The 13293-nt window shown below is 39.9% G+C and carries 9 protein-coding genes; all 9 read left to right on the top strand.

From position 1 onward, the window contains the following. Positions 1-378 precede the first annotated feature (378 nt). Entirely contained in the window at positions 379-2421 is a 2043-nt protein-coding gene (locus DO88_RS01850; RefSeq protein ID WP_033040854.1) for an SUMF1/EgtB/PvdO family nonheme iron enzyme, read from the top strand. A gap of 135 nt (positions 2422-2556) precedes the next feature. Further along, on the top strand, positions 2557-3600 hold the full coding sequence (locus tag DO88_RS01845) for a rod shape-determining protein (RefSeq protein ID WP_002958401.1): 1044 nt from the start codon (positions 2557-2559) through the stop codon (positions 3598-3600). Beyond that, complete coding sequence (gene mreC / locus DO88_RS01840; RefSeq protein WP_188085504.1) at positions 3600-4442, top strand: rod shape-determining protein MreC; 843 nt, start codon at positions 3600-3602, stop codon at positions 4440-4442. The genes DO88_RS01845 and mreC overlap by 1 nt, the downstream gene beginning before the upstream one ends. Continuing rightward, complete coding sequence (gene mreD / locus DO88_RS01835) at positions 4435-4914, top strand: rod shape-determining protein MreD (protein WP_007378603.1); 480 nt, start codon at positions 4435-4437, stop codon at positions 4912-4914. The genes mreC and mreD overlap by 8 nt, the downstream gene beginning before the upstream one ends. Continuing rightward, positions 4915-5484 carry a Maf family protein gene (locus DO88_RS01830; RefSeq protein WP_008137331.1) on the top strand — a complete coding sequence of 190 codons (570 nt, stop codon included), beginning with the start codon at positions 4915-4917 and terminating at the stop codon, positions 5482-5484. It abuts the gene before it with no gap. A 1-nt stretch (position 5485) separates the two neighbouring features. Further along, positions 5486-6958, top strand: coding sequence for a ribonuclease G (gene rng, locus DO88_RS01825; protein WP_007378601.1), 1473 nt, complete (start codon positions 5486-5488; stop codon positions 6956-6958). Beyond that, positions 6958-10815: a YhdP family protein gene (locus DO88_RS01820; RefSeq protein ID WP_033040855.1), complete on the top strand. Its 3858-nt coding sequence runs from the start codon at positions 6958-6960 to the stop codon at positions 10813-10815. The genes rng and DO88_RS01820 overlap by 1 nt, the downstream gene beginning before the upstream one ends. Next, entirely contained in the window at positions 10812-11651 is an 840-nt protein-coding gene (locus tag DO88_RS01815) for a carbon-nitrogen hydrolase family protein (protein ID WP_008137327.1), read from the top strand. Before DO88_RS01820 ends, DO88_RS01815 begins: the two co-directional genes overlap by 4 nt. Further along, positions 11648-13087 carry a metalloprotease TldD gene (gene tldD / locus DO88_RS01810; protein WP_033040856.1) on the top strand — a complete coding sequence of 480 codons (1440 nt, stop codon included), beginning with the start codon at positions 11648-11650 and terminating at the stop codon, positions 13085-13087. The genes DO88_RS01815 and tldD overlap by 4 nt, the downstream gene beginning before the upstream one ends. Positions 13088-13293: the final 206 nt, after the last annotated feature.

The following is a 13293-nucleotide window of genomic DNA, read 5'->3' on the forward strand; positions in this document are numbered from 1 at the left end:
TAGGTTACAAACCTCGCTCCGCGATTAAATAGCCCCTAGATAGAACAAGTTTTATTCTTAAAAGATCAACAGGCTCTGGTAAGTCCCTTACCTAGAGTTCAGGTTAGGTCGCGTTATTTATAAAGTCATATTTTTAAATGCAATACAAAAGTCTTGTTAATACTGAAAAGACGGGAAGTGAACTTGTGGCTATTTTATAATTTTGCCGCTTAAAGGGAAATGATCGGGTTATTTACTGGCGTGGTACACGTGAATAGTTGTAAACTCAGATAATAATTGAACAAAGCTTGTATTTTGTGCTGCAAGTACATAGCATAAGGCTTTAATTATAAAAAATAATAACGACCAAATAATTGCCGCTTTTTGGGACTGGAATATATGCGAATTACTCCTTTATCTCTGTTAATTTCAGCTAGTTTGTTAGCTAGTAGTGCATTTGCACAAGATACAGCAACTGTAACTGGAATTGAGTCAGAAATTAGTATTAAACAAACAGAATACGATAGCTCGACAAGAATACTTGATAAACATCTTAAAGAAGAAAATCAGTTACAAACTCAACTGGAGTTACTTCGTTCTCGTTCAACTGAATTAGATAAAGAAAAAAACCAAGCACTTGACGCAATGAACGAAATGTATCGTCGCTTAATTGACGATCCTACGTTAGATATCAGTACAACTCAGTCGCGTTATCAAAAAGCGGTGGTTGATCACAAGCAAAATAAAGACGATATTTCTATGCAGTTGGCGGCAATTGCATCCCACCGTAAAGACATTGAACAGATCCGTGTTGCTAAGCATACGTTACTAAACACCTTAGAGAGTTTAAAAGAGCAACTAACAACAGCGCGAGTTGAACGTTTACGTAATGAGTTTACGCGTGAGGGTACGCTAGAAGTTAATCATACAATTAACTGTAAACGCACCGAAACACTTGCAGCTTGTGAACAACGCGGCCAACAAATGGGCTTACAAAAAGCAACAAAACGTTTTGTAGACCAAATTTTTGCCAACTTAACGGAAGAGCGCCTAGTAGAGCCAAAACGTAATATGGCGGGCGCTCAAGTACAAATTTTAAGTAGTCATGTAGTGAGCAGCGCCTTTAGTGGGCAAGGTAATTACAACGTTAATTTAAGCGTCACTATGCGTGGTGAAGTCAACAGCAGTCGTTTATGTAACTTACTAAGTGTTGATAACCATTATTGTTCTGAGTATGGGACACCACTTACCGCTGTGTATCAGCCGGCTTATGGCACTACTTTTTCAGATAGTCAGTTAACATTCAGTAATAGCGCGGATAATAGCGCAACAGTTCAGGTATCTCGTTTAGATGAGCCGTCAGTAAGTAATTACACAATGAAACCTGTTGCTAGCAATAATCGTGTAATTACCACAAATGATAACAATAAACAGGTAGAGTTAACGCTTCGCTCTAATGTGTACGACGACGAAGTTTTTATTGATGGTGTTAGTTTTGGTTCTACTCGTTTAGTAACTAGTTTACCGCGTGGAGTTCATAATGTAGAAGTGCGTAAGCTGGGTTACAAGCCCTACCAAGCGCGTGTAGATTTAAATAAAGCACAGACTATTCATGTAAATTTAGTAAAAAAGCCTGAGTCGATTGCTGCACCGACATACACTCGTGAGCAAACAGAAGTGACTACCCGTCAGGTTAATGAAAATATAAATGTATTAAATGAAAATGTTCAGACCGCTGTTGTTGTTATTCCAGCAGGCAAGTTTAAAATGGGCGATATTAACGGCAATGGTTTAGCGAATGAGCGTCCGGTTGTTGAAAAAGTGATCGCCAATTCATTTACGATGCAAAGTCGAGAAGTGACCGTTGGAGCCTACGAAAAATTTGTAGCAAATACCGGTTACAAAACACAAGCAGAGCAAAATAAAGGGTGCGCATATTATTTAAATGGCGAACCAGTATGGGAAGCAAACTTAAATTGGCGCAACCCAGGATTTGATCAAAATAGTAACTTTCCTGCTGTATGCTTAACCTATAACGATGCTAAAGCGTATGCAGAATGGTTATCAGGTCAAACCGGGCAGCAATTTCGTTTACCTAATGAAGTTGAATGGGAATATGCTGCACGAGCCGGTACTGAAACCGAATACCCTTGGGGTAACGAAATTGGTAAAGGTTTAGCTAACTGTGGTTGGTGTGGTAGTGAATGGTCAAATAAGCGCGCTGCACCAGTTGGTTCTTTTTCACCGAATGCATTTGGACTATACGATACCGTAGGTAATGTATGGGAATGGACCAATAAAGAATCAGGTGAATCTGATATTGCAGTAAGAGGTGGGGCGTGGAATTTTGCACCAAGTCTTGCTCGTGCTTCAACGCGCTTAATTTTAGCACCTGATTTTAGATCTAATTACATTGGTTTTCGTCTAGTACGTGAACGATAAAATTTAAGAAGGAAGCTTAGCTTCCTTTTTTTCACAAATTTACAAAGGCAGCTGCGCTTTATATTGCTCACATAACTAAGCATGTTAAAGTAAGGCAGCTAACATAAGAACGTATTTCAAAGGTCATCCAGCCTCATGTTTAAAAAACTCCGTGGTATTTTTTCTAACGATCTATCGATCGACTTGGGTACAGCCAATACCCTAATTTATGTAAAAGAAGAAGGTATTGTATTAAACGAACCTTCAGTTGTTGCTATTCGCCAAGAGCGTGCTGGTGGACCTAAAAGTGTAGCCTCAGTAGGAACTGAAGCAAAGCAAATGTTAGGTCGTACGCCTGGTAATATTAAAGCAATTCGTCCAATGAAAGATGGTGTAATTGCTGACTTTTATGTAACAGAAAAAATGTTACAGCACTTTATCAAGCAAGTGCACAACAATAACTTTATGCGCCCAAGCCCACGTGTACTAATTTGTGTACCGTGTGGTGCTACTCAAGTAGAAAAACGTGCAATACGTGAATCTGCTATGGGTGCCGGTGCTCGTGAAGTTTACTTAATTGAAGAGCCAATGGCAGCCGCTATTGGCGCAGGCTTACCAGTATCAGAAGCAACCGGTTCTATGGTTGTTGATATTGGTGGCGGTACAACTGAAGTTGCTATTATTTCACTTAACGGTGTTGTTTACTCATCATCTGTACGTATTGGTGGCGATAAGTTCGACGAAGCGATTATTAACTATGTGCGCCGTAACTTTGGTAGCTTAATTGGTGAAGCAACAGCTGAGAACATTAAGCATCAAATTGGCTCTGCGTTTAAAACTGACGAGCCAATCGAAATTGAAGTACGTGGCCGTAATTTAGCTGAAGGTGTACCACGCTCATTTACACTTAACTCACACGAAATCTTAGAAGCGCTACAAGAGCCATTAATGGGTATTGTAAGTGCAGTTATGGTTGCACTAGAACAGTCTCCACCAGAGCTTGCGTCAGATATTTCTGCGCACGGAATGGTATTGACTGGCGGCGGTGCATTGCTAAAAGATTTAGACCGTTTATTGATGGAAGAGACGGGTATTCCGGTTGTTGTTGCCGATGATCCACTTACATGTGTTGCACGTGGTGGTGGTAAAGCGCTGGAAATGATCGATGTTCATGGTGGTGATGTTTTTAGTTACGATTAATGAAATTAATGTTTGGACGAACCGTCTCCTTACAACTGCGACTTTTTGTCGCAGTGTTTTTGAGTATCGTACTCATAATTGGTGATAGATACACACAAGGTGGTACGGTTGTTCGTACTAGCCTCAATACCCTCGTTAGCCCGCTAATTTATGTTGCTAATTTACCATACGAACTTTTTAGTTTTAGTGCCAAAAGCCTGCATACACGGGATCAACTTCTTACTGAAAACGAAGCGCTTAAAAAAAAGCAAATGTTACAAAGTGAGCAACTTCAGCAATATCAATTCTTAGCCAGAGAAAATCAAAAACTACGTGCCTTACTTGGCTCATCGGCAAAGCAGTCTAATCGTAAAATTATTGCGCAAGTGCTTTCAGTTCATTCAAATCCATATAGTCACCAAGTGGTAATTAATCGTGGTACAACCGATGAACTCAGTGAGGGGCAAGCCGTTATTGATGAAATGGGAGTGGTAGGGCAACTTACTAAAGTAGGATCGACGACATCACGGGTATTGCTAATGACAGACACCACGCATGCTACGCCGGTACGTATTTTACGTAATGATGTGCGCACCGTGGTCGAAGGCATTGGTAAAATTAATGTCGTTAAACTCTCGCATGTGCCACATAGCTTAGATGTGCGTATTGGCGATGTACTCGTTACGTCAGGTTTAGGCGGCACATTCCCAGAAGGCTACCCCGTGGCTGTTGTAACTGAAATTAACCGAGATGAAGGTCAGCCATTTGCTCAAGTATATGCCGAGCCAATTGCTCAGCTAGATCGTATTCGTTTATTAGTTATTTTGTGGCGCAATAAGCAGGAGCGTCTAAATAATGATTAGCCGTTATTCATTGTTAATAGGGTTGAGCATATTTTTTGCCTTAGTTATGGCGTTAATGCCATTACCTTTTTCGTTTGAACCATTTCGCCCTGATTGGGTATTACTTGTTTTGATGTATTGGTCACTTGCATTACCGCATCGTTTAAATATTGCTACAGCATGGGTGGTTGGCTTATTAATTGATTTAGCTTCTGGTTCGCCACTTGGTGTGAATTCACTGACTTATTCGATTTGTATTTTTGTAACTGCAAGCAATTTCCAAAAAATTCGTAATTTTTCGCTTTGGCAGCAAAGCTTATTGATTGGTTTGTTCTTAACGCTTTATCATTTAATGCAGTTTTGGTTAAATCACTTTTTACTCGGTGTTTATTTTAATCCACAATATTTATGGCCAGTGCTTACCGGTATGGTGAGTTGGTTTTGGGTATTTTCATTACTTCGTAAGTACCGCAGACATTTTAGGATCAGGTAAATGACTACTTCAGTGTATTTGGCATCAGCCTCTCCCCGCCGTAAAGAATTACTAAATCAGTTAGGCATCGAGTTTTCGCAATTTAGTGTTGATGCAGACGAAAGCCAGTTGCCTAATGAGCAGCCGCATAATTATGTAGAGCGTTTAGCGCGTTTAAAGGCAAGCTTAGGTGTTGAGCTTGGCTATACCGACCGACCGGTGCTTGGTAGTGATACAGTGGTTGTTATTGATAACGAGTCTTTATGTAAGCCTCGTGATGAAGCTGACTTTACGCAAACATTAAAGCGCTTATCAGGTAACACACATCAAGTGTTAACGGCTATCGCATTTGCTAGTAAAGATAAAATACTTAGTTGCGTAGTAAGTACTGACGTTACGTTTAAAACCCTCACCGATGAAGAAATAAAAGCATATTGGCTAAGTGGTGAACCACAAGATAAAGCCGGTGGCTATGGAATACAAGGTTTAGGCGGTCGCTTTGTTACTCATATTTCGGGTAGCTATTTTTGTGTTGTAGGCTTACCTTTATATGAGACCGAACAATTATTACAAGCATTCTTAAGAAGGTAACATGAGTACAGAATTACTGATCAATGTCACACCAAGCGAAAGCCGTGTTGCCTTAATAGAAAACGGTGTATTACAAGAAATTCAACTTGAGCGTATTGGCAACCTCGGTATTGTTGGTAATATTTACTTAGGGAAAATAAGTCGTGTATTACCAGGAATGCAAGCTGCTTTTGTTGATATAGGCCTTGAAAAAGCGGCCTTTTTGCATGCGTCAGATATCGTAAACAGCGCATCAATTGTAGAAGGCGTTGACGACACTCCGATAAAAAAAGTACAAGATATTCGTGAGTTAGTTCGCCAAGGTCAATACATTATGGTGCAAGTGGTTAAAGATCCGCTTGGTACTAAAGGTGCAAGACTCACCACAGATATAACAATTCCTTCTCGTTATTTAGTATTTATGCCCGATGCTACTCATGTAGGAGTTAGCCAACGCATCGAAACCGAAGAAGAGCGTGCACGCCTTAAAAAAATAGTTGCGGAATATGGCGATGAAAATGGCAGTTTTATTGTGCGTACAGCAGCCGAAGGGGCAATCGAAGCTGAGCTAAGGCACGACGCTGAATTTTTAAGAAAGTTATGGGAAAAAATAGTATCTCGCAGAAAAAAAACAAGTAAAGCGAGCATCTTACATGAAGACTTAACACTTGCGTTCAGAACGCTTCGTGATTATGTAGGTGAAGACATGGAGCGTATTCGTGTCGATTCAAAATTGACTTATCAAGAGCTTAAGTTATTTACTGATGAGTTTGTACCACAGCTTTCTAAAGTACTTGAGTATTATCCAGGTGAGCGCCCAATATTTGATTTGTTTGATGTCGAAAATGAAATTCAAAAAGCATTACATCGTAAAGTAACGTTAAAATCGGGCGGTTATATCATTATTGATCAAACCGAAGCGATGACCACGGTTGATGTAAACACTGGAGCTTTTGTTGGCCATCGTAATTTAGAAGAAACTATTTTTAATACCAATGTAGAAGCTACTTCGGCTATCGCCCGTCAACTCAGACTACGTAATTTAGGCGGCATTATTATTATCGATTTTATTGATATGGTAAGCGAAGACCACAAACGCCGCGTATTACATTCGCTTGAATCTGCGTTATCGAAAGATTGCACCAAAACGAATATAAATGGTCTTTCTGCACTCGGTTTAGTGGAAATGACCCGTAAGCGTACGCGCGAAAGTCTAGAACATATTTTATGTGATGTATGTCCTGCATGTTCAGGTCGTGGTTCGCAAAAAACAGTTGAAACAGTGTGCTATGAAATATTACGCGAGATAGTGCGCGTTAATCGTGCTTACGCAGCCGATAAATTTATGGTGTACGCTGCCCCAGCAGTGAGTGAATCTTTACTTAATGACGAATATCATAACCTAGCGGAACTTGAGCTTTTTATTGGTAAGCAAGTACATATTCAAACCGAGAGTTTATACAGCCAAGAACAGTTTGATGTGGTAATGATGTAATGAAAGCAAAAGCGGTCTGTTTTTTTTGTTTTAGAAAGTTATGGCAAACCTGCGCCATAATTTTGGTATTACTGGCCGTTATTGTTTCTATTTTAAAATATACACTTCCTTATGCTAATGACTATAAAGGCGATATTGAAACTTACTTACACAGTAAATTTGATGTCAGCCTTTCAATTGGTTCTATTTCAGCAAGTTGGCAGGGTAGTGGCCCCGCTTTGGTTCTTGAAGATTTATCCTTTAAAGATAATGAAACGGCTCCTATTTCTCTTACCATCGCAAAAACCAGTTTAGAGCTTAATTTGTGGGAAAGCTTAAAAACGCTACAGTTAAAATCTAATTATTTTGTTATTAGTGGCTTTCACACCAGCGTTAATGTGGGCAACTTATTTAATGGCAATGAGCAAGGTGAAGTTTCTTTTGAACAAAAAGAACTCATTGAAGGTCTTTTTTTAGGTGAAACTGGGCATTTTGCTATTGAGAATTCAAGCGTCAACTTCATACTTGAAGATGGTAAAGAGCGTAAAGTAATGCTTAAAAATATTACTTGGCAAAATGAAGATAAAAAACACCTAGGCAGTGGTAGCTTGGCATTGCCTGGTATCTCAGTTGGTAATTTTGATGCGCGCATTGCTTTATCGGGTAAGACCTTGGAAAAGGTAATTGGTGATATGTATGTGCAAGCAAATAAAGTAGATGTATCTAACTGGTTAGCGCAATACATAACAAGTGAAAAGCAGCAATTACACAGTGATATAAATTTACAAGCTTGGCTTAAGCTCGAAAAAGGGCTATTTAGCGATATAAAAGTGCAATGGTTACCAAGCTTTGTGCGTTGGCAGTATGAAGAAAAAAATCAACAAGTTAGTTTAAGCGAAGGGGGATTTCATTTATACCCAGAGCAAAATGGTTGGCGCTTAAAAAGTACAGGTTTAACATTTGCTAGTAACAGCAAGGCTTGGCCAAGTTTAGAGTTTGAAGCAAAGCTAGATGCGCAAAACAAAGTATGGTTACAGCAAGTTGATTTAGAGCTACTAAATAATTTAGCTGGATTAACTAATTTTAATGGTTTAGCCCCTTTTTTAGAGCGTGAACCAAGTGGTTTGATTAAACAAGCATATTTAAATTTTGAAAGCGTTGAGCAGTGGCAGCTATGGTTTGAGGCTGACAATATTGGTTGGCAAAAGCTCGATTCAGTACCGGCTGCTCAAGGGTTAAGAGTAAGTGGTCTTGTAAATCAAGCAAGCGGACGTATTAGCTTATTTGGCGAAAATGGCACGCTTGTTACTGGCGAAAACTTTAGTAATGATATCCAATATAATCAAATTAATATCGATTTAGATTTAGTAAATCGAAAAGAAGGTTGGCACATCAGTAGTGATGAAATTTGGTTTGATAATAATGAAATAACACTTGCTGCTGAAATGCAGCTGAGCCTCGGGGATACGCCTCGTTTAGATTTATATGCAGAAGCGTTCGCTCCAGATGCCAATATTGCAGGGCATTACTTCCCGCTAAAAGCAATGAGCCATGAGCTCGTTAGCTATTTAAATGGTGCAATTAAAGGCGGAGAAGTATCTAAAGCACAGGTCTTATTTGCAGGGCCTTTGTCTGGTTTCCCATTTACTGATGGTAGTGGTCAGTTTGATGTATTAGCACAAATAGACAATGCAACCTATGAGTTTGACCCTGATTGGCCTGCGGTCACTAATGCTAATGTGCAGCTACATTTTGCTAATGAGCGGATGGACATATATAGCCAGCAAGGCAAGTTGGTTAATTTAGATATTGGTCATAGTGTACAGGTGAGCATTGCAGATTTAATGAATGCTGATGAACTTATTGTGCAAATTGATAAAAAAGCAGAGATGGAAAAGTTACATGATTTTTTTGCAGCGACACCTATTGCCAAACCTCTTGCTGAAATTTTTAAAGTCGTACAGGGCAAAGGCGAAGCCGATGCCAGTATTGAGCTTTTAGTAGGCTCTAAGTTTAAAGGCGGAGCCAGTGTTAGCGGCAAAGTTAATTTAAATGACTTGCCAGTATTTATAGCAACGCCAGGCATTGAGCTTAAAAACTTAACTGGCGAGCTTAATTTTACAAACGACAATATTACACTTAAAAATGCGACTGCGAAGTGGTTGGGTATGCCGCTAAATATTAATTACAGCAGTAAAAGTGATGCTAAAAATTACCAAGCAAACATAGATATAAACGCCAAAGTTGACGCCGATACACTAATTGATAGTGGGCAAGGTATATTAAAAAATTATTTAAGTGGGCAAAGCGATGTTGATATTGGTTTAGTACTTAATTTTACCGAACAAGGCTTTAATTACCGTGCACAGGTAAACTCAGAACTACTTGGCTTAACGAGTAACTTACCCGCACCTTATAATAAAAATAGCGAACAAGCGTGGGCACTTGATGCAGTAGTTCAAGGAGATGATATTTCTAATCTCATTACAGCAAACGCTAATCAACAGTTTTACTTTAATGCTATTTTAGAAAATGGGAAATCACAGTTTAGTAATGCCCATTTTGTGATCGGAAAACAAGATTTAGGATTAAACCAAAAAGACTTAAGCGTAAATATAAATCTTGAGCAGAGTGAACTAGTGCCTTGGTTTGATCTGATTGATCAAATAATTAAAGCAGGTAAAGCAAATCCAGATAAAGAATCAAAAGGGATTATGCCACCGCTTAATGAGGTGGTCGCAAATGTAGGTATGCTTGATGCGAGTAACATCATCTTTAATGATTTTGAAATGCGTTTAGCACCATCAAAAGACGATTTATACCTAAAGCTAAATGCTAAAGAACTTAGAGCTGGAGTTTTTATTCCTACATCACAACCTAGCCAGCCTATACGAATTAATACCGATTACTTAAGGCTTAATTTTGCACAGCCTAGCGAGCAATTAATTGAAATAACAGATGTACTTCCTGAGGAAGACTTGAGCTGGCTTACTAAAATACCTGCCATTGAGTTTGAATGTAGTGACTGCAAAATTGATCGCTATCAGCTTGATAAAGTGAGTGCGTCATTATTAGGTGATGGCGAGCGCTTATCGATATCAGAACTTGTAATCGATAAAGGAGATCATGTACTGCGCACTAAAGGGCTATGGCAAAATGGTTTGACAATGCTAAGTGGTGAGCTTAAAAGTGATGATATAGGCGCATTGTTTGGCGAGTTTGATATTACCTCTGCAATTAAGGATTCTAAAGCTGATCTAAATTATGATCTTACTTGGCAAGCTGCACCTTATGATTTTGATGTGAAAACTTTAAGTGGTGAAGTTACTTGGGATTTAGGGGAAGGTCACTTAACTGAAATCAGTGATGGTGGTGCACGCGTATTTTCGCTGTTGAGCCTTGATTCACTCGTACGCAAACTGAAACTTGATTTTAGAGATGTATTTTCAAAGGGCTTTTTTTATAACAGCATGCAAGGCTCTATGCAGTTAGAAAACGGTATCGCTTACACTAAAGATACTAAAATGGACGGTGTGCCTGCCGATTTAACTATTAAAGGCTACGCAAACTTAAATACCCTAGATATAGATTATGACCTTGCTGTAGCGCCACAAGTAACCTCAAGCATTCCGGTTATAGTGGCATGGATGGTTAATCCAGTAACAGGGCTTGCTGCTTTAGCACTTGATAAAGTTATTCATTCTGCGCGCGTCATCTCAGAGATCAATTTTAAAGTAACGGGTAAAATGAACGATCCTATTGTTCAAGAACTCGACAGAAAAAGTCGTGAAGTTACACTACCTCAAGCTGCGCAAAATCAGCCACAAGCATCAGTCGATTTAAAGCTTAAAGATGCACAAGTAACAGTAACGCAATGAACAAAACAGCAAGCATAAGCACACCCACAATAGTTGCCCTACAAATGTGTTCAGGGCTAAACCCTGATGACAACATAGCAAGCTTAAAGCGCGCACTTAAAACTCTGCCAGCAACAAGGCCATTACTTGTTTGCTTGCCAGAAGCTTTTTTAGTGTTTAGTAAAACTGGTAACGATACTTTACTTGTTGCTAAGCAAGTTGAGCAATACAAATTACAACTTAGTGAATTGTGCCAACACCATAATATTTGGTTAAATGCAGGCACAATGCCTGAGCCATTTAACGAACATAAGTATTACGCAGCATCGCACTTATATAATAATCAAGGCGAGCTTGTTGCAACGTACAACAAAATACATTTATTTGATGTAAACGTAGATGATAAAACAGGTAGCTATCGAGAATCAGATTTTACCCAAGCAGGTAGCGATATGGTGGTGGTTGAGTCTCCATTTGGTAAAATAGGTTTAACAGTATGTTATGATCTGCGCTTTAGTGGCTTGTTCAATGATCTAGTTCGCCAAGGCGCAGAGATTATTTTAGTCCCGAGTGCATTTACAGTTGTTACAGGGCAAGCACACTGGCAACCGCTATTAGCAGCTCGCGCAATAGAAACACAATGCTATGTAGTTGCAGCGGCTCAACACGGTACACATGAAAATGGCCGACAAACATATGGTCACAGTATTATTATTTCACCTTGGGGTAATACCCTGAGCGAATTGCCAACAGGCACCGGTTTTATAAGCTGCCACGCAGATTTAGACCAGTTACAAAAAATTAGACGAGATATGCCCGTGCAGTCTCATCAACGATTTAGAGAGCATTTATTATGAATTCGGTTGAACAGCATTTACTACATGACAGCCTGCTAAATAGAGAAGAGCTCGAAAAAACGCTCGCTTACATACATCAGCATAAAGTGGATTACGCTGACTTATATTTTCAATCAAGCCACCACGAATCGTGGGTGCTTGAAGACGGCTTAGTTAAAGAAGGTTCTTATAACGTTGAACGTGGTGTTGGTGTACGTGCTGTAAGTGGCGAAAAAACAGGTTTTTCTTACTCTGATGCAATAAACCTTGAAGCGCTAAATAAAGCGGCAACAGCAGCGCGTAGCATTGCCGATGCTGGCGAAGATAGAGCAATTAAAGTATTTAGCGATGTTAAAGCTAAAGAGCAGTTTGCACCGCATCAACCAATTTCGAGTATGAGCGATACCGACAAGGTTAATTTATTACGCGAACTTGAAAACTACATTCGTGAATTAGCACCCGATGCAGAGCAAGTAATTAGCTCAATGTCTGCGGTATACGAAGAAGTATTAATCGCGGCAAGTGATGGCACGTTTGCTACCGATATTCGCCCACTTATTCGCTTAAACTGTTCAGTACTGCTTGAAAAAAATGGTCGCCGTGAACGCGGCGGCGCAGGCGGTGGTGCACGTTTAGATTATGGCTATTTTAAAGAGCTTGTTGACGGTAAACCGCGTTGGATGGAATTTGCCGAAGAAGCGGTACGTCAAGCTAAAGTAAATCTTGAAGCTATTGATGCACCTGCAGGCACGATGGAAGTTGTACTTGGTAATGGTTGGCCTGGCGTGCTTTTACACGAAGCGGTAGGGCACGGCCTTGAAGGCGACTTTAATCGCAAAGGCGCGTCTGCTTTTAGTGGTAAAGTGGGCCAAAAAGTAGCATCTGAGCTGTGTACTGTTGTTGATGATGGCACCATAGCTGACCGTCGAGGTTCACTTAACGTAGATGACGAAGGTACACCAGCGGCTTACAACGTGCTAATCGAAAACGGTATTTTAAAAGGCTATATGCAAGATAAGCTAAACGCGCGTTTAATGGGTGTAAATCCTACCGGAAACGCACGTCGTGAGTCTTACGCACATTTACCAATGCCTCGCATGACTAATACCTACATGTTAGGTGGTGAGCACAGCCAAGCCGATATTATCAGTAGTGTTAAAAAAGGGGTATTCGCGCCTAACTTTGGCGGCGGACAAGTTGATATAACCTCAGGTAAGTTTGTATTTAGCGCATCAGAAGCGTATTTAATCGAAAACGGTAAAATTACTCAGCCAATTAAAGGCGCAACGCTTATTGGTAATGGCCCAGAAGTAATGCAGCAAATATCTATGGTTGGTAACGACTTAGCACTTGATAAAGGTGTTGGTGTTTGTGGTAAAGATGGTCAAAGCGTACCGGTAGGCGTGGGCCAACCAAGCCTTAAAATTGATCAGTTAACGGTCGGTGGTACAGCTTAAATATTACTCAAGCGCGAAGTGAATTCGCACCTACGTGCTTGATGTTTATTGTAGGTGAGGTTTTATACCTCGCTTTTTACGTTTAAGTTGGGCTCTATGCGCGAAATAAATTCGCACCTACAATTTGCCTGCTTACTCTGGGTAGGTGAGGTTTTACACCTCGCTTTTTAAATATACGCTCACGCAATAGAGCGCGAAATAAATTC

The sequence above is a fragment of the Pseudoalteromonas sp. S3431 genome (genome assembly GCF_000690035.1).
GTDB classification, from domain to species: domain Bacteria; phylum Pseudomonadota; class Gammaproteobacteria; order Enterobacterales; family Alteromonadaceae; genus Pseudoalteromonas; species Pseudoalteromonas fuliginea.